This window comes from Longimicrobium sp. (genome assembly GCF_035474595.1).
Lineage (GTDB): Bacteria > Gemmatimonadota > Gemmatimonadetes > Longimicrobiales > Longimicrobiaceae > Longimicrobium.
On the sequence record NZ_DATIND010000149.1, the window covers coordinates 95,346 to 116,181 of the forward strand.

General features: G+C 72.2%; 19 protein-coding genes. 6 read left to right on the forward strand and 13 right to left on the reverse strand.

Annotated features, from left to right (window positions below; translation table 11 throughout):
- Positions 1–8: 8 nt before the first annotated feature.
- From VLK66_RS25495 to VLK66_RS25525, 7 genes are all read right to left on the reverse strand, one after another.
- Positions 9–1,178: a hypothetical protein gene (locus tag VLK66_RS25495; protein ID WP_325312326.1), complete on the reverse strand. Its 1,170-nt coding sequence runs from the start codon at positions 1,176–1,178 to the stop codon at positions 9–11.
- Positions 1,175–2,197 carry a hypothetical protein gene (locus VLK66_RS25500; RefSeq protein ID WP_325312327.1) on the reverse strand — a complete coding sequence of 341 codons (1,023 nt, stop codon included), beginning with the start codon at positions 2,195–2,197 and terminating at the stop codon, positions 1,175–1,177. Before VLK66_RS25500 ends, VLK66_RS25495 begins: the two co-directional genes overlap by 4 nt.
- Positions 2,194–2,847 carry an OmpA/MotB family protein gene (locus VLK66_RS25505; RefSeq protein ID WP_325312328.1) on the reverse strand — a complete coding sequence of 218 codons (654 nt, stop codon included), beginning with the start codon at positions 2,845–2,847 and terminating at the stop codon, positions 2,194–2,196. Before VLK66_RS25505 ends, VLK66_RS25500 begins: the two co-directional genes overlap by 4 nt.
- 16 nt (positions 2,848–2,863) lie before the next feature.
- The gene (locus VLK66_RS25510; protein ID WP_325312329.1) at positions 2,864–4,012 is read right to left on the reverse strand and encodes a MotA/TolQ/ExbB proton channel family protein; all 1,149 of its coding nucleotides are present in this window, start codon (positions 4,010–4,012) and stop codon (positions 2,864–2,866) included.
- Between the two features lie 34 nt (positions 4,013–4,046).
- On the reverse strand, positions 4,047–4,841 hold the full coding sequence (locus VLK66_RS25515; protein WP_325312330.1) for a CHAT domain-containing protein: 795 nt from the start codon (positions 4,839–4,841) through the stop codon (positions 4,047–4,049).
- 78 nt (positions 4,842–4,919) lie between these two features.
- Entirely contained in the window at positions 4,920–5,759 is an 840-nt protein-coding gene (locus tag VLK66_RS25520; protein ID WP_325312331.1) for a caspase family protein, read from the reverse strand.
- 62 nt (positions 5,760–5,821) lie between these two features.
- Positions 5,822–6,661: a hypothetical protein gene (locus tag VLK66_RS25525; protein WP_325312332.1), complete on the reverse strand. Its 840-nt coding sequence runs from the start codon at positions 6,659–6,661 to the stop codon at positions 5,822–5,824.
- 176 nt (positions 6,662–6,837) lie between these two features.
- Between VLK66_RS25525 and VLK66_RS25530 the strand changes: the two genes are divergently transcribed.
- Positions 6,838–7,623 carry an RNA polymerase sigma factor gene (locus VLK66_RS25530; RefSeq protein WP_325312333.1) on the forward strand — a complete coding sequence of 262 codons (786 nt, stop codon included), beginning with the start codon at positions 6,838–6,840 and terminating at the stop codon, positions 7,621–7,623.
- Between the two features lie 46 nt (positions 7,624–7,669).
- Positions 7,670–8,677, forward strand: a complete 1,008-nt coding sequence (locus VLK66_RS25535; protein WP_325312334.1) for a hypothetical protein — start codon at positions 7,670–7,672, stop codon at positions 8,675–8,677.
- A 67-nt stretch (positions 8,678–8,744) separates the two neighbouring features.
- On the opposite strand, the gene VLK66_RS25540 is transcribed toward VLK66_RS25535, so the two are convergent.
- Positions 8,745–11,792: a CHAT domain-containing protein gene (locus VLK66_RS25540; protein WP_325312335.1), complete on the reverse strand. Its 3,048-nt coding sequence runs from the start codon at positions 11,790–11,792 to the stop codon at positions 8,745–8,747.
- An 896-nt stretch (positions 11,793–12,688) separates the two neighbouring features.
- The gene (locus tag VLK66_RS25545) at positions 12,689–13,579 is read right to left on the reverse strand and encodes a nuclease domain-containing protein (RefSeq protein ID WP_325312336.1); all 891 of its coding nucleotides are present in this window, start codon (positions 13,577–13,579) and stop codon (positions 12,689–12,691) included.
- A gap of 255 nt (positions 13,580–13,834) precedes the next feature.
- Between VLK66_RS25545 and moaD the strand changes: the two genes are divergently transcribed.
- Genes moaD through VLK66_RS25565 form a run of 4 tightly spaced genes read left to right on the forward strand, consistent with a single transcriptional unit; the run spans position 13,835 to position 15,766 of the window.
- Positions 13,835–14,080, forward strand: a complete 246-nt coding sequence (gene moaD, locus VLK66_RS25550; RefSeq protein WP_325312337.1) for a molybdopterin converting factor subunit 1 — start codon at positions 13,835–13,837, stop codon at positions 14,078–14,080.
- A complete protein-coding gene (locus tag VLK66_RS25555; RefSeq protein WP_325312338.1) occupies positions 14,077–14,550 on the forward strand; it encodes a molybdenum cofactor biosynthesis protein MoaE in 474 nt (157 codons plus the stop codon). Before moaD ends, VLK66_RS25555 begins: the two co-directional genes overlap by 4 nt.
- A complete protein-coding gene (gene moaA, locus VLK66_RS25560; protein WP_325312339.1) occupies positions 14,547–15,599 on the forward strand; it encodes a GTP 3',8-cyclase MoaA in 1,053 nt (350 codons plus the stop codon). Before VLK66_RS25555 ends, moaA begins: the two co-directional genes overlap by 4 nt.
- Positions 15,596–15,766 (forward strand): hypothetical protein, encoded by a 171-nt coding sequence (locus VLK66_RS25565; RefSeq protein ID WP_325312340.1) that lies wholly within the window; start codon positions 15,596–15,598, stop codon positions 15,764–15,766. Before moaA ends, VLK66_RS25565 begins: the two co-directional genes overlap by 4 nt.
- Positions 15,767–15,955: 189 nt before the next feature.
- Here the strand turns inward: VLK66_RS25565 and VLK66_RS25570 are convergent, their stop codons facing one another.
- From VLK66_RS25570 to VLK66_RS25585, 4 genes are read right to left on the reverse strand one after another with little or no spacing between them, the layout of a single operon-like run.
- Positions 15,956–17,134 (reverse strand): hypothetical protein, encoded by a 1,179-nt coding sequence (locus VLK66_RS25570; protein ID WP_325312341.1) that lies wholly within the window; start codon positions 17,132–17,134, stop codon positions 15,956–15,958.
- Positions 17,135–17,183: 49 nt separating this feature from the next.
- On the reverse strand, positions 17,184–18,953 hold the full coding sequence (locus tag VLK66_RS25575; RefSeq protein WP_325312342.1) for a protein phosphatase 2C domain-containing protein: 1,770 nt from the start codon (positions 18,951–18,953) through the stop codon (positions 17,184–17,186).
- Positions 18,934–20,034, reverse strand: a complete 1,101-nt coding sequence (locus tag VLK66_RS25580; protein ID WP_325312343.1) for a hypothetical protein — start codon at positions 20,032–20,034, stop codon at positions 18,934–18,936. Before VLK66_RS25580 ends, VLK66_RS25575 begins: the two co-directional genes overlap by 20 nt.
- Before the next feature lie 15 nt (positions 20,035–20,049).
- On the reverse strand, positions 20,050–20,811 hold the full coding sequence (locus tag VLK66_RS25585; protein ID WP_325312344.1) for a vWA domain-containing protein: 762 nt from the start codon (positions 20,809–20,811) through the stop codon (positions 20,050–20,052).
- Positions 20,812–20,836 lie beyond the last annotated feature (25 nt).

Below are 20,836 nucleotides of genomic sequence, written 5' to 3' on the forward strand. Positions count from 1 at the left end.
GCGCCGTTTCAGCCGCGCAACGACCGTTCGAGCTCCGCCGGGTCGCACAGGGTGCGCAGGGCATCGAGCTCGTGCGGCACCAGGCTGCGCTCCAGCGAGGCGAACAGCTGGTGCGCGCGGTCGGCGTACCGCGTGCGCATTGCCGGTTCGGCCAGGTCTTCGAGCAGCACCTCGGCGACCAGGTGCAGCAGCGCCGAGCGCAGCTCCAGGCGCCTTCCCGAGCCGCTGACGTTCTGCGTGGCCCAAACGACCTGCTGCAGCAGCGCCGACAACCCGCCGGTCCCCGGCGTGAGCGCGGCGTTGGTCGAGGTGTCGGGCACGGAGAGCATGCCGGGCGTCGCGCCAGGGGTGCCTACGGGGTGGATGCCTCCCTGGAACACCGCCCGGAACTCGTCGGGCGTGGAAACCTCGCCCGCCACCGCTCCGATGGCGCGGATGCGGCCGTCCACCGCGGCGGCACGGATCCGTGCGGTGTCGCGCACGTCCTGCGCGGCCGTGTCCATGTCGGCGCTTCCCAGCGTGTGCAGGTTCGCCGCATCGCCGATCCGACGCGCGCTGTCCATCCCGGCTACGGTAACGCGCTCGCCGCGTCTGATCTTGTCCAGTTCGCGCTCTTCCTCGGCCGCGGGTCTGGTGGCCTCTTCAGGAAGGAGCCTTCCAACCTCCACCGTCCTGAGGACGATGCCGTACGCGGCCGCGAAGGCCCTCAGCTCCGGCAGCCTGTGCCGCAGAACCTCCTGCGCGGAGACCGCGAATCCGAACACGATCTCCGTCCACTGCAGCTGCCTGACGTCGCGGCCGATCACCTGGCGCGCGCGCTCAGAGACCAGCCCGAGCGGATCGCGGTTGCGGAGGCTGGCCAGCAGGTGCGGGTCGCTCACCGAGTAGTACAGGTCCAGGAGAAGGTCGAAGCGGTGCGCTTCCTCGTCCTCGAGCACCACGTGCTGGTTGACGTCCAGGTGCAGGTCCGGCGATGCGTCCACCGCGATGGCGAAGAACCGCCCCTGCGGCCAGAGCCGCTCCAGCAGCCCCCGTTTCAGCGGCGTGCCGGGAGGAAGGATGGTCCGAAACTTCTCGCCCGACTCGCCCACCCGCTCGAACACCACCACGTTGTGCCCCTCCAGCGGCTCGGCGGGGTGGTCCCTCACCAGGCGCTCCTCGAAGGTCTGATTGCTCATCGTTTTCTTAGGTTGATGAAGTCAGTGTACGCCTCTCGACCGGCTCCTTCGCTTCCCCGTGCCCCGGCAGTCGCCCCTGCGTCCAGCAGGGCGCGCGCGTGTTCAATGCGGTCGCGCTGCGCGGCTACCCGGCGCATCCCGGCCTCCACCCGCGAGCGCCAGAGCGCGGCGGTGGCCCACGCCCACGCCTCCGGCCCCGCGCCCGCCGCCGTGCCGCGCAGCACGGCAGCGTCGTCGGGGCTCTGCGCGCCGGCGCGGCACAGTTCGCGGTGCAGCCGGCCGCGCGCCGCCAGCGAGAACGCCACCTCGTCGGCCATCCGCTCCGCCAGCGCAACGAGGCCGTCGCGCGCGAGCGCCGCCACCGCTTCCAGGCTGCCGTCCGCCACGGGATCGGCCTCGTTCTCGCCCGCCAGGGCGCGCGTGCTGGCGCAGAGCGAGCGGACCTCGTCGATACGCGCCTCCAGCGCCTCCCGGCGCGCGGCCGACGCGCGCTCGCGACGCTCGAGCGGCGAGGATTCGGCGAGAGACGCCTCCGCCAGGTACCGGGCCTGGGCGTAGCGCTTCGCCGCCGTGCGCGCGCGCGCCGCCGCCAGCAGCTCCGCGGGCGCCTGGATGCAGGGAAGAGCGCGCAGCCGGGGCACCCGCGCGTGGTCGTGCAGCCTTTCCACGGCCTTGGCCGCCTGATCGATCCTGGCGGCCGCCTGCACCAGCGCCTGCATGGTCGCCAGCGTCCTGCGTCCGCGAAGGATCTCGTCCAGCGCGGCGCGGAAGTGCTCGCCGCGGAGCGCGTCGTCGGCGCGGGCGCGGAAGGCGTCGCGGCCGGCCAGAAGCGCCGGGTCATGCCGGCGCACCGCGGGCACGCCGGCCTCCAGCGCGGTGAAGTCGCGCGCGGCGCGCAGGTACGCCGCGCGGAACAGCCGCTTGATGCGCCGGTCGGACAGCTGCCCGTATTCGAAGCGCCAGATGGCACGGCGCAGCGCGGTGTCGTCGGTACGGAGGCTCTCAGGAGGCGGGCTCATGGTGCCCCCGCGGCGGCGCTGGCCAAGCGGCCGGAGAAGTAGATGCGGAGCTCGATCCGCCGGTTGCGGCTGCGATGCCCGCTCACCGGGCGGTTCTGGGCGTAGCCGTTCACCGACATCCGCCGCTCCTCAAGCGGCCGTGCGCCGCGGGTCAGGAAGCGCATCACAGCGGTGGCGCGCGCGGTGGAGAGTTCCCAGTTGTCGCGCGGGTAGGCGGGGCGTCGGAAGGGGAGATCGTCGGTGTGGCCCTCGATCTGGATCTGCTCGTACAGGAGGCCGGCCCCCTGGCCGTCCACCCGGTGGAACACGTCGCGCAGCCGCCGCAGCAGCGCGGCGCCGCGCGGGTGCAGCTCGTAGCTGCCGGGCTCGAACAGCACCCCGTCGCCGAAGCGGATCTGCAGCAGGTTCAGGTCGGTAGAGTCGGCCACCTGGCCCGCCGCGATTTCGGCGGCGAACTCCTGGTGCAGCACGGACACGAACAGCGCCTGCTTCTGCCGGGCGATCGCCAGCTGCGCGCTCGCCGAGCCGAAGTTGCTCTCCACGAAATAGATGAGCAGGAAGAACATCAGCATCGACGTGAGCATGTCGATGAGGCCAGGCCAGTAGTGGACGCGGGTATTCACCAGGTTTTCCGCGAGCGCGCGCTTCATTGCAGGGCACTCCGGGTCAGAAGAGGAAGACCAGCAGCGCCGCGAGCGCGCCCGCGCCCAGCAGCGCCGGGAGCGGGTTGCGCCGCGCGAGGGTAAGTCCGTCGTCCACCCACGCGCCCACGCTCGCGCGCCGCAGCGGCACCTCCTGGCGCTGGTGCACCGCGCGCATCGCCACCGACTCCGCCACCTTCACCAGCGCGTCGTTGGCGTCGGCGAGCTGCTTCACCAGGGCGGTGAGCGCGCCCGCCGCCTCCTCCGCGGGTCCGCGCGCGGACTGCTGCGTGATCGCGCGGATGCTGCCGACGATGGCGCCGAACGCGTCCTGCATCTCCTGCAGCCGCTCCAGGTTGCCGGCCTGGTGCTCCGACAGGCTGCCCAGGCTGGCGAAGGTGTCGCTCAGCTGCAGCGACAGCTTTTCCATCGCTGTCTCGTCCTCCACCGTGGCCACGGTGGCGGGGAGCAGCTCCTCGGTGGTGAACCGCTCCAGCGCGTCGTAGCACGCCGACTGCGCGCGGGCGAGGAGAAAGTTCAGGAACGAGACGGCGATGGCGCACGAGAGCCCTACCAGCGTGGTGACGAACGCCGTCTTCTTGCTGGCGATAATGCCGCCCAGGCTCTGGGCCGCCTCGGCGAACCCGCCCGCCGCCGGCACGCCGGAGGCGCTGGGGAGCACCCCCTGCATCTGCAGCAGCATCAGGCACAGCCCCACGAAGGTGCCCAGCATCCCCAGCATCATCGCCAGGTCCACCGCGTAGGCGGGAAACGCGAGTCCCGGACTGGCGTTCTCGCGCAGCAGGGTGATCTGCTGCAGCGCCTCGACGTTCACCTTCACCCGTGCCTGCTTCATTCGCGCGAGGGCGGCCAGGCGGTCGCCGATCAGGGTGCCGGGCGGCACGTTCTCGCGCAGCTCGGCCAGGTCTACCGGCGCCGGCGCGGCGGGGCGGCTTCCCTCCGGCTCCCCGGCCTCTTCGCGATCCCGGATCCCGCGCAGCTTCGCGCGTACGCTGTCCAGCGCGTGCCGCTCCACGCTGCGGTAGCGGTGCAGGTGCCGCAGCGCCGCGGCCGCCGCGGTGCCGCCAAGGGCGAAGAGCATCAGCAGGATCAGGCGGCCGATGCCCGTGTTCTGCTGCCAGAGCAGGCCGAGGAGGCCGTGGTTGGTGGTCATGGTCGGGTGATACGCGGAGACGGATGGACGCAGATCAGCGGGACCCGCCGGCCCGGAAGGTGAAGCGGTTTCCGGAGGCGTTGCCGAAGCGGTTTTCCTGCTTCTCGTTCCCGGAGCCGGGAGCGACTTCGAAGAGCGCGTCGTCTCCGCGGAACGTTTCGAAGACGTTCACCTGGCGGGCATCGGCCGGCTGCGCGCTCCCGCCGTCCGGCAAGCGGGCTTCGGCCGGCGGCGTGACGAGGGGCACCGCCGGGTCCACGCCGGGGCGGACGCGCAGCACGGGGATGGCGGCCTCGACGTTCCCTTCGAGCTCGAGCTGGCTGATGGCGAGCTCGAACGATGCCTGCACCGTCTGCCCCATCGCCAGCGCGCCGTAGAAGGCCTGCGCGAAGACGACCGCCGACGGATCGGTGAGGGGCCGGTTCATCCCGATGGCGTAGTCCACCACCTCGCCCAGCGCCTCGACGATGGGCAGGGTGTCGCACCCGTTCAGGAACACCACGCGGATACACTCGCGCAGGATGCCGAACAGCTTCGCCAGCGCCTCCTTTCCCACCGGGCGCGGCCGGCCGTGCTCGTCGCCCAGGTAGAGCACGCCGGTGCCTCCGCCGTGGCCGGCGAAGTGCACGATCTGCGGGTCGTGCCGCAGCAGCGCGTCCTGCAGGTCGCGCCTGCGCGTGGCGAAGCACGCCACCAGCTCCACCCGGTCGCGTGCGCTTCCCTTCCGGATGGCATGGTCCATGGCGCGCACCTCCTCGTCGAGCCGCAGCGGCGCCCGGTCGCGGAACGGGTCCGACGCCAGGAACAGCACCTTGATCTTGTCCATCATGCGCATCTTTCCTCCCAGATTGGCTTTAAGAGCGCTGCTGCGCGTGTCGTTCGTCTGGTGTCGGGAGCGCGGCTCCGGTCAGTCCCGCCACCCTCCGCGCATCACCGGACGGTCCAGGTGAAACGCCATCTCCAGCGGGAAGTCGGGGTCGGGCGTTCCCAGCATCATGATCTGCGGCTCCTGCTGCGGGTTCTCGTACCGCACGCATTCGCACAGACGCCCGTGCAGCGCGCAGAAGCTGTCGCGGAACGCTCCGCCCTTCCAGAGCTCCAGCAGGTGGCGGGTGTAAAGTCCCTCCCGCGCCCTCTGCCCTTCGGCTGCGCCCGTCATCATCAGCACGCTGGCCCTGATCCCGTCGTCGTGAGAGGGCGCGCGCGAGATGCACGACGCCACCGGCTGCGCGAACTGCTTCACCCCCCGCAGCACCGGTTCGGCGGAGCGGTAGACGGGCCGGTCCAGGGCGGGCGACAGGTTGGGATACCGGGCCATCACGTCGCCGTAGCGGCCCATCCCACCGCCGAAGCAGCTCTCGCTCACGACCAGCACGCGCGTTCCGGGCGCCGCCACCCTCCAGATCGCCGCAAGCTCGTCGTCGATCAGGTCGGCGTCGTGCAGGCACCACGTCTCGTCCCACCCGTCCCGCTCGTCGCCGTCCGCGTCGGGCACGTGCGAGCCATGGCCCGAGAAGGAGACGAAAAGGGTGTGGCCGGGCTCCAGCGCCCGCGCGGCGGCGGAGAGAAGGCCGCCGACCGCGTTCCGGGTGGCGTCGGCGCCGCGCAGCACGTGGATGGCGCCGTAGCCCGCCTGGTGTGCGAGCTCCGCCATCTTCCACGCATTCTCTTCGCTCAGTGACAGCGGGCACTCGCTGGTCGAGGCCGGATGGTTCACTCCGATGTGGATCGAGGTACCGCGTGCCATGGCCGGTCTCCGGGCGTGGGGGCGGGCCGCCGCAGACACGGCGGCACCGGATCGAGCCTGGATCAGCCGCCCCCCCCGCCGCTGACGCCGGCGACCAGGCAGGTGTACGGCATCCCGCCCATGTCGGGGGGAATGGCCTCGCACGGGTTGGCGAGCGGCGGGCAGTCAGCCAGCTTTCCCCAGTACCGGGGGAGCACGGTGGGGACGGGCCCGCCGAAAAGGGTGTAGTAGGCGGAGAAGTGGTGTGGGGTGAAGCCCGGCGCGGGAACCGGCTGGCGGGCGACGGGGAGCGGCTCCGGCGGCAGGTCTTGCGTGGTCTCGTGATACATGACCAAGTTCACCCGGCCGTTCATGGGGAACAAGGTTCCCAGCGCCTTCTGCTCGCCGCCTCCGCCGATGGGTTCAGACACCAGCGTGAGCTGCTCGCCCTCCACGTCGGAGATCTCCCACTCCACCCGGTGCGCGATCGGGCGGAACTCGCCGGGGCGCCACTCCCAGCACACCCCCGGCGACACTCGCGTGATCCGCCCGGCGCCCAGCGTCATGCGTGCCGTCAGCTTTTTCCCCGTGTCGGAGCCCAGGTGGTCGGGGTCCACCGCGCGTTGCGTGATCTCGCGCAGGTCCACGATGTGGCTGCACAAGGCGAGGTCGGCTTCGTCGCCGGCCACGGGTGTCACCTGCCGGCCCGAAAGCGGGGCCATGGCGGTGATGCCGGTGGGCGTACCCGCTGCCGCCAGGTGCCCCGTGTCGAACGCCAGTGCCGCCACGTGCCGGTCTGCCCCGCAGTGGTCGCCGAACATCCCCGGCATCAGCACGTGCATCCGGCCGGTGTTTCCGCCGCTGGCGGGCTCGGGCACGAAGAGGCAAAGTCCCGAGAACGTGATCCGAAGGGTGAAGGCCATCGTCTTTGCAGCCTTGTCTGAGGGTGGTCTTTCCATTCCGCGGGACGCGGACCCCGGCCGTCGTCCGGGTGCGGCACATTCGTCGGACGGGCCTTCCGCGATTCCCGTCCGCCGTCCTCTGGAGTGCTCTCCCGTCTGGCGTGCCGCGCGATCCAACGTTTTGCGGGCGGCTGCAGATGCTTGACCGCGAGGCCGCCGAGGCGCTCTTCCTGAAGCACCTCGACTGGGTCGACAAGGTCGCCTCCATTGCCTGCAGCAATCATGGCGTCTGGGGCGCCGACGCCGAAGACTTCGCTGCCTGGGTGCGGATGAAGCTGGTGGAGGACGACTACGCCGTGGTGCGCCGCTTCCGCGGCGATTCCGAGATCAAGACGTACCTGGCGTCCGTGGTCGTCCGGCACTTCGTCAACTTCAATCGCGCGCAGCGGGGCCGCTGGCGTATTTCGGCGGCGGCGGAGCGGCTGGGCGCGCCCGCGGCGGACGTCGAGACGCTGGTGCGCCGCGACGGCTACACCCTGCAGCAGGCGGGGGAGAAGCTGCGCACCGCGGGCCGCACCACGCTCTCGGACGCCGAGCTCGCGCGCCTGCTCGATCAGCTGCCCGAGCGTGCGCCGCTGCGCCCCGTCGTGGGAGAGCCGGCTACGGGGCTGGATGGCGCGCCCGGCGCCTCGCGTGCGGACGAGCGGGTGATCGAGGCCGAGGCCGAGGGTCGGCGCGCGGAGATGCTGGGTGCGCTCGGGACGGCCATGGAGCAGTTGGAACTGGAGGAGCAGCTGATCGTGCAACTGCACTTTGCCGAGGGGCACACCCTGGCCGACGTGGCCCGTGCCCTGCGCCTGGAGCAGAAACCGCTGTACCGGCGCGTCGAGCGCCTGCGCGTCCGGTTGCGCGCGGTCCTGGAAAGCGCAGGGTTGGGCGGAGACGACGTGCGGGGCCTCCTTTACGAGCTTGACGCACCATGAGCGAGCGAAATCGCGGGCGCCGAGAGTCCCTGGCGGGAGGTTGCCGGTGAGCGATCACGGGAGCGACGACGAGCGGCTGGCCGCCTTCCTGGATGGCCGGATGGACGTTCGCAGCCGAAAAGAGATGCTGGCCCACCTGACCGGGAGCGACGAGGACCGCGCGGTCCTCGCCGGCACCGCGGCCATCCTGCGCCAGCTGGAAGAGGCGGGCGCCGGCGCACCGGGGCAGGCGTCTGCAGCCGCGTCAGGTCTGGAGTCTGTGGACAGGGTCGTGGCGGAGGGCGTGATCCCCCTGGACACGCGCCGCACCTCGCGGCCCGAGCCCGATCACAAGGTCCGTCCGACGCGCGCGCCGGTCCTCCGGTGGATGGCTGCTGCGGCGGCGGTGGTGGGCATCGCGCTGATCACCGGACGTGCGCTGCGCACCCGCGCCTCCGTCGCCGGCGAGCCGGTGCGCCTCGTCACGCGGCTGGCGCACGGCGCCGAGGGGCTGCCCGCGGGGTGGACCGAGCGGCGGCCGTGGACGTCCGTGCGCGGAGACGACCGGGGCGGCGCCACGTCACCCGGCGAGCGGTTGGCGAGATCCGCACGTGCCGGCGCGATGCTGGTGGACCTCGCCGTGGCAGTGCAGGCGCGCGACGCCGCGGCAACGCGGGTGCTCGCGATCCAGCTCGCCGGCCGTTTCGATCCACAGGGAGGACGCAGCGGCGCGCTCCGCAGGATCGCCGACGGCGCGGCGGGGAGCCCGGAGCGGCTGCGGCCGCTGATCGGCGAGGCCACGGAGCGGATCGCAAAGCGGCTGGACCGGGACGCGCTACGGCTGGGCGCCTGGACCGAGGCTGCGGGGCTGGCCGCCGCGTGGCAGGACGCCGGCTTCTTCCGCGGCGGCGAGACGCGCCGGATGCTCGACCAGGCCGGGCGGCTGACCGCAGCGGATCCGCCGGCCCACGCGGCGGTGCAGCAGGTGCGGCTTCTGCTGGCGGCCGATCCCCTGCGATGGGAGGCGCTCGCACCCGCGATCGACGCGTTGGCCCGCGAGCTCGCGAGCGAGTGAGCCGAAGCCGCGGATCGCCGCGAGCTCCCGGACGCGCCGCGGTGGGCGTACGGGAGTCGTTTCACACTCAGCTCCCGATGTAGCGGAATCCGGCCCACGCCGCGGGGGAGTGCCGCGCGGGGTCGTTCGAGCGGAGCAACTCCAGCTGGGCCTCGCGCAACGCCGCGGCTGGGTCGGCCGAGCGGCGGTAGGCGCGATGGAACGCCAGCATCAATGGCTGCGTCAGCCGGTCGTCGGCCTCCCACAGCCTTCCCACCACCCCGCCCGCGCCCGCCGCCAGCAACGCACCGGAAAATCCCGCCAGCCCGCCCGAGCGCCCCTCGCGCGAGCGCACCGTCCGGCACGCCGCGAGCACAACCAGGCGCACGCCGCGGAGCTGGAGCGCGTTCACGGCTTCCGCCGTGAGGCGCCCGGTGGTGCCCGACCCCGCGAGCACCAGGGCCGACTGCTCCGGCCGGGCATCGTCGAACACCGCATGGCCGGCGTAGTGAATGACGCTGGCTCCCGGTGCGCGGTCGCGCAGGGCGTCGCGCGTAGCGGCGGGGCCCTGGAGCACCACGCTCGCCCTGTACATCATGCGAAGCGAGTCGACCTCCGCCCGCGCGCCACGAAGTCTGTCGAGCGTGGGATACTGCGTCGGGTCGAACGCAGGGTCGGCCACGAGCAGCGCAGGGGCCGACCGGTCGGCTGGGGGTGCGGACCGGGCTGCTTCGGCCAGGGTGGCGGCGAAGCGCAGCGGGTGATCTTGCACCAGATAGCGGGCCCGTCTGGCGTCCAGCAGGACGTCGAAGGGCACGCCGGCGATCTCGCCGTCCACGAGGATCACCAGCGGCGTCTCGGCCCGGCCGAGGCGGTTTTCGACCGGCCGCACCAGCAGCTCGTAAAGCCGGGCGAGGTCCGGGCGGGCGAACGCCGCCCGGGCCGGCGACTCCAGCGCGGCGACGCTCCGTTCGATCATCGTGAGGACGTTGCCGCGGCTGACGGTCCGACGCAGCAGGCGCACGTCGGTTCCGCGCAATGTCCACGTGAGCAGCGTGTCGCCGATCAGGGCGTACTCCACCGCCACCTGCCCGGGGGGTGCCGCAGGCAGGCCGGTACCCAGCGCGGAAGCCCCGTATCCGGGCGCGAACGAGACGCGGCCGCGCTCGACCGCCTGCAGCGCGGCGATGGTGTCGCCGGCGTGGAGGTGAAGCATCACCAGCTGGTCGAACCGGCTGCGCGCCTGCTCCATCACCGCCACACGTAACGAGGCGTCCCCAAGGCTCTGGGATAGCCCGTGAATGCGGGTGGTGGCGGCGTTCAGGTCGGCAGTTGCGGACGAGAGCTCCCGCCGCGCGAGCCGCACGTCGGCCCGCTGGAGGAGTGCGGGGAGAAGCCACGCCGAGTTGCCGTCTTTGGTGAAAAAGGCCACAGCGGAGTCCAGGTCCGCCACCGATGCTGTGTCGGGGGCTACAAGTGCCCGCGAGTAACCGACTGTCCTCGTGAGCCACTTGCGAGGTCTCGAGGCGCGAATTGTCCTGACGAGCGAATCGGCGCGATACAAATCCTCTGACGCTTCCTCCTGTCGACCTCTGGCCCACCGGGTACGAGCCCTGCCAAGCAGCGCCTCCACCAGGTGGCGCACCCGCTTCTCGCGCAGGGCCACGGAGACGTCTTCATCCTGAACGACCAAGGCCGCCCGTGGCATCTGATCGACCGTCGCGCAGTTCGCAAGCACCAGAAGCGTGTTGTGGAGCCGAACGGATGAACGATGCTCACGCAGCGACATCAGCCCGCGGTGCATCAAACGGTACGCGGCCAACGTGTCTCGTTGAGCGTAGGCCGCTTCCCCTTCCATCTGCCACTGTGCCGCTGTGTACTCGGTTTCACCCGCACGTTCGAACAGCCGGGCTGCGGCTTGGTACGCAGCGCGGGCTTCCGCGGGATGGCCGTTGCGAAGCAGCCCGGAACCTCTGATCCAGAGTGCACGCGCGACCAGCGCCGGGTTCCGTAGCGAATCGATCCGGAGCAGCACGGCTTGGAGCCTTGAATCCGCTTCGGCGAACTGCCCGTCGAAAATGAGTGTCGCGGCGCCAAAGACTTCCGCCGAGCGCGTCAGAACTGGAGAGAACGGTGCCGCACGCGCCGCGCGGGCGAAGGAGTCTCGGGCGGCGGCGTGCTCCCCGCTTTCATTCAGCACTTGACCTGCCGCGTAAGCGCGGTGCGCGCGGGCTAACAGGCGAGTCGCTGCTGGATCGTCCCTGACCGCCCGAATCGCTCGGACCGCGTCCGCGAGCGAGGCATCTCCACCGCGCGCTTCCAACGCGCCGCCCAGTTGTTCCGCGAGCTGCAGCAACTCCGCGGTCCGGGCCGGGTTCCCGGCCTCGTGCGCGCTCCCCCAGTCACCCAGCACCGAATCCCAGCCGTACAGCCGCGCCTCCTGCGGATTCGCCCCGGCGAACGCGCGCACCTCCGCTTCGGGAGCTCCGGGCTGGGGCGGCTCTTCGGTCATCGGGGGATGGCGAAGCAAGCTGCGCCGCTCCCGCGCCTCTTCGGCCCACCTGCTCGTCGAGTCGCTGCGCAGGTAGTCTGTCCAGGCGATCTTGGCCTGCTCATCCAGTCCCAGCGTTTGCAGCGCGAGAGCGGTGTTGAACCGCGCGGCCGGGTTGTGGGGCTCGGTGGCGACTGCCTCGAGTGCGTAGTTCAACCCTTCCAGCAGGTCGCGCGGATTCTGGGTGCGCTGGGCGCGGACGAGGTGCGCGGCCGACAGGTCGACCAGCAGCGGCACCCGCCGGCGCGAGAGCCGCAGCGCCCTGGACAGCCGGGTGATCGCCGCGCTGGCCGCCTGCTCCGTGTCGTCATCGCCGACGATCGCCAGCAGCGCCGATGCCTGAAGCGAATCCGGATCGGAGCTTTCCCCCGCATCGGCCAGCGCCTCGAAGCCATCCAGTCGGCCGGCGTCGGCTCCGCACGATTCCCGGGGCACCGTTTCACCCGTCCGAGGCCGAAGGACGGAGCACGGGTGGTATTCGACCGGGATGGAGAAACGCGGCGAGAGAACGCGGGCGGGCCGCGAAGCCACGAGCTTGCTCACAACCGTGACGTGCGAGAACCCACGGCGGGTGCCGGCCACCATCACTCCAAGGACGGTGGCGCCGCCCAGCAGCAGAAGGGGCCAGCATTTCAGCAGTGGGCGCGGCGAGCGCCGTAATGAGGGCTGAGACATGTGTGCGTCACGGATGCGGGAACGTGAAGGAGATGGCAATGATGGAGAGGGAAGAAACCGCAGATCCCAGCGCAAAGGTGGGGCGCCTGGTTGGGGGAATCGCGCGCCGCCCGCCTCTTGGGAATTGTCTCACGTTACACCAGCAGAGTCAACGGTTTATCGGAAGGACACAACCTCCCGTGCGCGTCATCACGATTTGGGGGGTTATTTTTTTGGCAACGTGCCGCCGTGCAGTGAGTTCGCCGGCCTGCGGAGCTCGACAGATTCCGGCGATCCTGCGCGCGTGGCCTGCCCTCTCTCGCTGTTAAGCCGGTGATCGGGCTTTTCAAGCGCCTTCAAACGGTTGTTCTGCGAGTACGCCGTACTCCCCGTGTGGTCCGGTAGCCCGAGAGTAAACGATTGGAGTGATGGCTGAATGGATGGATGGATTGGATACATCTGTCAGAAGGTCTGTTCGTGGAAGCGTCCGCCCAACCGACGAACGAGGCGTCGTTCCTCGCGCGCGAAGGCCCCGCCGATCAAGCGGACAAATCACCGCGGGCTCCTGCGCAACGTCGCCGTTGCTCGGCAACCGGGGCGCGCCGAAGTCCGTCCCCGCGCTCGCGGTCGCGCTGAACGACGAGGAGCCGCTTGTGCGCGGGCACGCGGTATAGGCGCTCGGCCGCATCGGCACCGACGGAGCGAGGCAAGGGCTCGCGAGTAGAGCGGAGGTGGAGATGGATGCGGGATGTGTGAGGAAATCGAGATCGCAATGGAATCCGCAGCCGCTCGACCGTGAGCTGCAGGCTTCCGAAATCCCGGCGCACTCAGGCCGCGCGCGACCCCACCCCGGATTCCGGATTAGAGAGCGCACTGGACAGGATGGCGTGCAGCCTTTCCCGAATGGAGGCATCGTGCTCCGGAACCGCGGAGATCGCCTCGATTCCGCCGTTGTAGCGCACCGGAGGTCCGGGGTAGAGGATCGCCGCGCACCGGACGACCCGGTTGCCTTCGGGCGTTCGGATCGCGTCGCGGTAGGCGTGCATCTTGTCGATGTCGACCTTCAGGGGCTTCGTGCCACCCTCGGCATCCAGCGGCTCGCCGTCCAGCTTGTACTTGGGGTCGAAGAGCCACACCCGCGGACTTGCCCCGGGCACCCGCAGCTCCACCGCCACGTCCGGGATCTGCCGGTAGGTGAACGAGCGCAGTTCTCCCCCCGCGCCATAGGTGCGCTCGGGGATCAGCTTCACCTCGCCGCCGGTGGCCTCGTGCAACAGGGTCACGGCCGCCTGGTTGCCGGGCAGCGCCTGCACGAACAGCCCGTCTCGCGTACGCTGCACCAGCCGCTGTTCGCTCACCCGCCATCCGTGCCCGGCCGCGGCGTCCAGCAGCGCGTCGGCCACGTGCAGCGTGCCCCAGAGCTGGTAGAGCGCGGGGAGGTTCTCCAGCGGCGCCTCCATCTCCGGCGCCTGCAGCTGCACGGCGACGCGCCGGTGCAGCTCCAGCAGGCCGGCGAGCGCGGCGCGGTAGGGGTCGCGCTTGAGCAGCACCATCGTCAGCCGGTCGGGCGTGTGCGCCAGCTCGCCGGCCTGGTCCAGGAACGAAGCCCGATGGCGCGCCGCCCGCAGCGTCTGCTCCAGCTCCGCGGCTTCCGCCGCCAGGGCGGTGTGGCGCGGGCCGCGCAGCACCGGCCCCAGGCGGCGGAGGCGGGCGCGCACCAGGTTCGGACCCGTGCCGCGCCCGGCTGCCGCTGAAGTCAGCCGGGTGCGGCACGTTTCAGACTATGCAAACGAGCAGCATTTCATCCCCGCCCGACGCGCCCCCGCGCGCCCACAACTCACCCCCTCGGTGAGGTCCGGCCGGTTCGTTCGCACCGCCGCATCCGCCCCGCCCGAACCGCGCGCCGATGGCGGGGTAACCTCCCCTGCGTTATCGTCTTCCCGTCACCCGTCCCCAACCCGCGCCGCAGGCCCATGATCGTCCGCTCGCTCTTCTTCGCGCAGTACCGTGACTTCGCCGGGGCCGACGAACTGGCCGTCGAGCTGCCGGAGGGCGCGAGCGTGGCCGACCTCGTCACGCGGCTCCGCGCCGACGGGCAGGGGCTGGCGAAGCTCCCCGCATCGCCCGTCGTGGCCGTGAACATGGACTACGCGCCGGCGCACACGCGGCTCCGCGAGGGCGACGAGGTGGCGTTCATCCCGCCCGTGGCGGGGGGGTGAGCGTGCCCGCCGCGTACGCCGCCGTCACCGACCAGCCGATCGACGCCGCGCGCCTCCTGGCCGACTCCGTGTCGCCCGAAGACGGCGCGGCGCTGCTGTTCTGGGGCGTGGTGCGCAACGAGAACGACGGCCGTCCGGTGAGCCACCTGGAGTACCACGCCTACGCCGAGATGGCCGAGCGGATGATGCAGCGCATCGCCGACGAGGCCGTGGCGCGCTTCGGCGTGGGCGGCGTGCGCGTGGTGCACCGCGTGGGGCGGCTGGAGGTCGGCGAGGCGAGCGTGGCCATCTGCGTGGCCGCCCCGCACCGCGGCGAGGCGTACGAGGCCAGCCGCTACGTGATCGAGGAGCTGAAGCGCCGCGTTCCCGTCTGGAAGCGCGAGGGGTACGCCGACGGCGACTCGGACTGGGTCCCCGGCTTCATACCCGGGGCGGAGGCCGAGCCTGAACTGGGCGGGAGGGCGCTGTGAGCGGGCTGGTGCAGCTGGGCGGCGCGCTGCCGGTGGTGGCGGAGCGGCCGGTGCCCGAGAGCGGGCCCATGCACGACGGCTTCGGGCGGCGCATCGAGTACCTGCGCATCTCCGTGACCGACAAGTGCAACCTCCGCTGCGTGTACTGCATGCCGGAGGAGGGGCTGCCGTGGCTGCGGCGCGACCAGCTGCTCTCGTACGAGGAGATCGCCGAGGTGGTGCGGGTGATGGCGGGGATGGGGCTCAGCCGGGTGCGCATCACCGGCGGCGAGCCGCTGGTGCGCCGCGACCTGCCCACGCTGGTCCGCAAGATCCGCGCGGTCGATGGCATCGCCGACGTGGCGCTCTCCACCAACGCCGTGCTGCTGGGCGACCTGGCGGACGAGCTGCGCGCGGCGGGGGTGGACCGGCTGAACGTGTCGCTGGACTCGCTGCGGCCGGAGCGCATCGACGCCATTGCCCGGCGCGCGGGGAGCGCGGAGGCCATCTTCCGCGGCCTGGACGCCGCCGAGCGCGCCGGCTTCGCGCCGATCAAGATCAACTGCGTGGTCATGCGCGGCCGCAACGACGACGAGGTGGCGGACTTCGCGGCCGTCACCCGCGAACGGCCGTGGCACGTGCGCTTCATCGAGGTGATGCCCACCGGCGACAACCTGGACGTCTCGCGCGACGAGTTCGTCTCCGCGGACGAGATGCTGGAAAGCGTCGCGCGAGTCGGCGCGCTGGAGCCGGTGGCCGGGCCGCCGGGGAACGGGCCGGCGCGCTACTTCGCCTTCCCCGGCGCGCGCGGCACGGTGGGCGTCATCACGCCGATGAGCCACAACTACTGCGGCACCTGCAACCGCATGCGCCTGACGGCCGACGGGCAGCTGCGGCCCTGCCTCTTCGGCTCCATCCAGACCAACCTCCGCGACCCGCTCCGCCGCGGCGACCCCATCGAGCCGCTGGTGCGCCAGACGCTGCGCATCAAGCCCGAGCGCCACTGGCTGGTGCAGGGCAGCGACGAGGGCAGCGGCGGCCTCGCGGCGCTCTCGCAGGTGGGGGGATGATGGAAGACGGTCGAGGGGAGATCGCGAACGGGCCCGCTCCGGAGCCCCGGCTCACGGTTGCGGAGCGGACGCTACTCCGCAGCCGTTCGGATGCGTACCGGCAGAATCCGGGCGCGGCGATTCCGCTCGATGAGGCGCTCGACCGCATCGAACGCTCTGTCGCCTGATCCGCAAAAGCTTGTTGCACGCAGAGACGCAGAGCCGCAGAGAAAAACGCTTTTTCTCTGCGGCTCTCCGTCTCTGCGTGAGATTATGATGAGGCTCTTGCCTGAACGAATGCCTGGAACTAAGCGCCGGGGTCTGGACGCCCCGAGTCTTCTCCCGGCGCCGGATAACCTTGAGCGGGTATGATCTGACTAGATCACGAGGAACAGCAGCACCGCCAGGATCAGGGCGGCCACGATGATCGTCCATATCGGGATCGCGGGGCGCGGCCGCGCCGGCGGAGAAAGCGGCGTTGGCTGGGCGGGCGGCTGCCCGACGGCGCTCCAGATCACGGACCCGTTGCCCTGAGGTGGCGGCGTTGGAGAGGGCCCAGTCCGCCGTCCCGGCTCGGACCGATGGCCGGTTCCCGGCTTCCGCCAGATGACGTGCTCGTTGTCCGGCGGAGGAGCGACGGGCCCGGTGCGTTTCGCCAGCGGGACGACGGCGTTGTGCAGATCGGACACGGTCGGGCACTCCTGCAGCGACGGGGCGGACCAGGCACGCGCGAAGACCTCGGCGAACTCCGGCGCGGCGTGCGCCAGCCACGGGCGCGTCTCGGCGTACCGCTGGTCGGCGGAGCCGTCGTCCGGGCTGCCGAACATCCCGGTGTCGCTGGCCAGCGGGGTGAAGGTGGGCTCGGCCAGCAGCAGGATCTCGGCCGCCAGCAGCGCGGTCGCGAACCGGTCTCCCTCCGCGCAGAACACCGACTGCCGGGCCCGGTGCCGGTAGTCCGGAGAACCGGCCCGCTTCGGCCCGGGCGCGGGCGAGCCGGGAAGGTACATGTCCTCGAGGTCCAGGAGCTGGACGGCCGGGCTGTCGACGTGAACGACCACGTTGCCGCAGGCGATGTCGGTATGGGCGACGCCCCGCCCCTCCAGCTGCGCCATCACGCGCAGGAAGGCCTCGCAGAGGTGCACTGCGCCGGCGAACGGGAGGGTGGCCCCGTGCTGGTTGGCCTGCACCAGCGTTTCCTGCCACGTCGCCCCTTCCAGCCACGGCATCATGAGCGCGTACTCCAGGTCGGGAAAGCGGCGGACCGCCGCCTCCGACGGAAGCACCACCTGCCGCTTCGCGGCGGTCAGCCCCTCCAGCGGCTGCAGCCACGCCAGCCGCGATCCCGATTCGGCCAGCGACGGCTCGCGGAAACGCGACTTGAACACCTTCAGTGCCATGGGCCGCCCGCGGGTGTCGCGAAGCTGGTAGACCAGCGCGCGGCCGCCTTCCTGGGCATAGGCGGCCTTGATCGCGACGGCGGGATGCGGCTGGACCGTCCACGGCTCGCCGAAGAGGTCGATGACGTCCTGCGGGGCGGGTCTGAACTGGCTCGGCATTCTGGCCTCCTGCAATGCTGGGGTCGTGCTGTGCCGGACCGGGCGGCCGTCAGGCCGCGGCCGCGGGGGGCCCGCGGCGAGCGGCTGGGGTGTCGGGCATCGTCGCGTTCGGCGGATGCCGCTTCGCGGGCTTGGCGCGGGCCGTGGAGTCGCCGCGCCCGGTGGGGACGCCGGGAGGCGGGGTGGCGGGTGGGGCCGGCGATGGGACGGTCCCGACCGGCCGTTGCACGGGCCCCGCGGCGTTTTCGCGCGATCCGCCGCCTGCCCGCGGGTTTTCCCCGGGCATGACCGGTCGGATCGGCGCGGGGCTGCCGCCGGACGCCGTCTCGCGCGGGAGGTGCTGCCCCGCCGGGCCGTTCCCTCCGGTCCGGGGGGTCCCGCCCACTCCGGGGGTGCCCGGCCCGGCCGGGCCCGCGGAGGGTTGGCCCGGCAGCGGCTGGGGCTGGCCCACCTGTCCCAGCAGCCCGCCCGGATCGTTCTGCGCGCCCGCCTCCGGCGCCGGTGCCACCATCGGCGCCGGCGGCCTGGCGGCGGAGTCGACGGACGCTTTCCGCTGCTTCGCGATCGCGTTGGAGTCCGCGGATGGCAGCATGGGCACCAGCCTCCAGGCCGGACCGAGGCCCCGGAACGGAGGGCGGTCCACCAGCGGCGCGGTGAAGCGGGGCTCCAGGGCGCGGTGCGGCCGGGGATGCAGGAGCGGATTCACCAGCGTGTAGCCCGCCACCAGCACGGCGACCGTGGCCAGGGCCGCCGCCCCGCCGACGAGCGGCGGGCCTGCGCGTCTCGCCGTACGGCGCGTGACCTCGATCACCGGCGGCGCGCCGGCCCGCGGGGCCGGTACGGATCGTGGGGTGGAGATCGGGGGCGGGATGGAAGGGGCTCCGCGCGCGGCGTCCGTCCGCGGCTTTCCGCGCGCCACGCCCGCCTCCCCGGGCGGCCCGGCGGGGACCGGTGCGGCGCCCTCGGCCTCGCGTTGTGGGCGGGGCGGCGCCGATTCGCACGACGCCCCGACGAGCGACAGCGGTCCGTCCGCCGGTGCGCCGTCCGCCTGCACCGCCACGAACGACACGTCGTCGTATCCAGCCAGCTCCTCGGCGCGCGCGCGGAACGCGTCGGCGGCGGACGGGTCGCCCCGCAGGTCGCCGAACTCGCGCGCGCCGTCGGAGCGGAGGACCGCGCCCTGCACCCCCCGGTAGTCGCGGACCTCCAGCCGCAGCGCCTCGGCCGAGTGCGTGCTCCAGCGGGCGCGGGGGTGTTCCGGTGCCACCGGCGTTCCGGCCTCGCCGGTACCGAACAGCACCACGCCCGCGTCGCCCACCTGGTAGAGCCGCGCCCTGCCGGTTTCCGCGTCGTACACCAGCGCGGCGAACACCGTCTGCGATCCCGCGTCGGCCCGCTGGCGCGCCAGCGCGGTGCGCTGCATCTCGGGAAGGTGCTCGGGGATGTGCACGGCCTCGACTTCGGCCAGCGCGCCGGCGGCCAGCCGCTCCAGCTCGGCCACCGTCTCGCGCGGGCCGGGGGGCGTGCCCGCGCGGCTCCAGAGAAAGTCGAGCAGCCCCGTGGCCACCGCGCGCGCGGCGATTTCGCCGAAGAACGACTGGCTCACCCCGTCGGCCACCACACCCACCACGCGCCGCCCGGCCGCTCTCAGGGCCGCGAAGTCCTGCCCCGGGTGGTCGCCGCGGTCGAACTCGTGCGCGCGGCGGTACCCCAGCGCCAGCGCCAGCGCGCGGCCGTCGGGGAGTTCCGCGGTTCCGGCCTCGTACTGAACCTCGCGCGCGGCGGGGCGCGAAACCAGCTCAATCGTCGGGCGTTGCATCGGGCTCGCTTTCGACGGCGGCGGGCGCGGGGCGCGGGGTGCTCCGGCTCCAGCGGACCAGCGGCGGACCAGTCCGCGGAGCAGGCAGCGTGGTCCAGAACGGGCGTGCCTCTTCCGGCGGGGGGACGATGGGGCGGCCGCTGAAGACGGTGCCGGCGTGCGAGGGCCGGAGCGCCCTCTCCCATTCGCGGAACGAGGGGCAGTCGCCCAGCACGGCCGAGGCCCAGGCCCGCTCCAGCAGCTCGCAGGCCTGGGACACCCCTCCGGCGCGCAGGGCGCGCAGCAGGATCGCCAGCCGCGGCGAGGCGGGATCCTGCATCTCCGAGGGGGCGAAGAAGCTTTCTCCGGCCGAAGCCGCGCGCACCGCCGCGTCGTGCCATGCCAGCATCTCGCAGATCAGCACGGCGCCCGCGAAACGGTCGGCGTCGGGACGCCACATCCCCGCGCCGCTGGTGCGGTGCTGGTACCCGGGGGTGCCCAGGGGAACCGCGCCGGGGGCGGAAAGGCCGGGGGCGTACACGTCCTCCACGTCCACCAGCTCCACCGCGCCGGTGCGGGTGTCCACGATCACGTTGGCCGCCGACAGGTCGCAGTGTCCCACGCCGCGCGCCTCGAGCGCCGCCAGCGCCGAGGCCAGCCCCAGCGCCAGGCGCAGCGACCCGGCGGGATCGGGCGGAGGCGGCCCCGGGGCGGCCGTCAGCACCTCGAACCAGGTCTGGCCCGCGATCCAGGGCATCAGCACCGCGTACTCCAGGTCGGCGTGCCGCGCCAGCGCCCGCGGGGCGGTTCCGGGAGCCAGGCAGCGCCGCTCGCACACCCGCATGCCCGGAACCCGCTTCAGCGCATCGAGCGCCGCGCAGCGCGCCTGCAGCGACGCCTCGCGGAAGCGCGGCTTCATCACCTTCAGCGCGTAGTATCCCCCGCCCGCGGTCTCGCGCACCCGGTACACCACCGCCTTGGCGCCCTCGGCCGCGTGCACGTAGCCGAACCCCTGCGGGTGCGGCATGGCGCGGAAGCGGTGGGCGCCGCCGTCCACGTCCAGGACGAGCTCGTCGCCGGCGGCCGGGGCGAAGCGGGACATGGCCCGGGGCGCCGGTCAGGCGGTGGGGGTCGCGCCCGACATCGCGAAGGCCAGCTCGATCAGGTCGCCGCTGCTGCTGGGGATGAGCATCCGGGCGCCCGGGCGCAGCGCGTACCCGGCCGACTCGTTGATCACGCGGGCGTAGCTTTCGGGAAGCGGCGACGACATGTGGAAGAGCTTGCGGGCGTAGGGGTCGGCCAGCTCCCCCTCGCTCATCACTCCGGGCCACTCGCCCGCGTCGCCGATGGGCGACACGGTCAGCCCCGGGCCCACGTAGATGTTCTCCACCAGCACCGGCCCGTCGGGGGTGGACATGCGCATGATCTCCTGCGCCACCGGCGCGGGGTCGGAGCCGGTGCACTGGCCGTCGGTGATGTGGCACACCATGGGCGCGGGGCGGCGCTCGCTCTCCGCGCTCTGCGCCAGCTCGCGGCGCAGGATCTCGCGCGCGGTCATGAACGCGGCGTGGGTGTCGGTGGTGCGCGACACCGAAAGCGTGGGGGTGCCCAGCTGAGCCACGTCGGCGATGGTGCGCACGCCGCCCAGGATGTCCTCGGGGGTGTCGCTGTAGGCGATCATGGCCAGGCGGTAGCGCGGGGAGATGACGCCGCCCTTGGTGGAGCGCTGCACCATCCTCACCAGAACCTGCTCGATCGCCCGGTTCACGTGCTCGATCTTCGGCGCGCCGTCCAGCGGCTCGGACATCGACCCGCTGATGTCGAGCAGGTATACGATGAGCGCGGGGGTCTTCCCGGTCGCGACGACGTCGTACGCCATTCTGCTCTCCTTCGGGGTTCGGGTG

What these genes read in the sequence shown, in the direction of transcription:
- VLK66_RS25495 (WP_325312326.1), bottom strand. Translation starts at nt 1,178, where the DNA reads ATGAGCAATCAGACCTTCGAGGAGCGCCTGGTGAGGGACCACCCCGCC.
- VLK66_RS25500 (WP_325312327.1), bottom strand. Translation starts at nt 2,197, where the DNA reads ATGAGCCCGCCTCCTGAGAGCCTCCGTACCGACGACACCGCGCTGCGC.
- VLK66_RS25505 (WP_325312328.1), bottom strand. Translation starts at nt 2,847, where the DNA reads ATGAAGCGCGCGCTCGCGGAAAACCTGGTGAATACCCGCGTCCACTAC.
- VLK66_RS25510 (WP_325312329.1), bottom strand. Translation starts at nt 4,012, where the DNA reads ATGACCACCAACCACGGCCTCCTCGGCCTGCTCTGGCAGCAGAACACG.
- VLK66_RS25515 (WP_325312330.1), bottom strand. Translation starts at nt 4,841, where the DNA reads ATGATGGACAAGATCAAGGTGCTGTTCCTGGCGTCGGACCCGTTCCGC.
- VLK66_RS25520 (WP_325312331.1), bottom strand. Translation starts at nt 5,759, where the DNA reads ATGGCACGCGGTACCTCGATCCACATCGGAGTGAACCATCCGGCCTCG.
- VLK66_RS25525 (WP_325312332.1), bottom strand. Translation starts at nt 6,661, where the DNA reads ATGGCCTTCACCCTTCGGATCACGTTCTCGGGACTTTGCCTCTTCGTG.
- VLK66_RS25530 (WP_325312333.1), top strand. Translation starts at nt 6,838, where the DNA reads ATGCTTGACCGCGAGGCCGCCGAGGCGCTCTTCCTGAAGCACCTCGAC.
- VLK66_RS25540 (WP_325312335.1), bottom strand. Translation starts at nt 11,792, where the DNA reads ATGGTGGCCGGCACCCGCCGTGGGTTCTCGCACGTCACGGTTGTGAGC.
- moaD (WP_325312337.1), top strand. Translation starts at nt 13,835, where the DNA reads ATGATCGTCCGCTCGCTCTTCTTCGCGCAGTACCGTGACTTCGCCGGG.
- VLK66_RS25565 (WP_325312340.1), top strand. Translation starts at nt 15,596, where the DNA reads ATGATGGAAGACGGTCGAGGGGAGATCGCGAACGGGCCCGCTCCGGAG.
- VLK66_RS25570 (WP_325312341.1), bottom strand. Translation starts at nt 17,134, where the DNA reads ATGCCGAGCCAGTTCAGACCCGCCCCGCAGGACGTCATCGACCTCTTC.
- VLK66_RS25575 (WP_325312342.1), bottom strand. Translation starts at nt 18,953, where the DNA reads ATGCAACGCCCGACGATTGAGCTGGTTTCGCGCCCCGCCGCGCGCGAG.
- VLK66_RS25580 (WP_325312343.1), bottom strand. Translation starts at nt 20,034, where the DNA reads ATGTCCCGCTTCGCCCCGGCCGCCGGCGACGAGCTCGTCCTGGACGTG.
- VLK66_RS25585 (WP_325312344.1), bottom strand. Translation starts at nt 20,811, where the DNA reads ATGGCGTACGACGTCGTCGCGACCGGGAAGACCCCCGCGCTCATCGTA.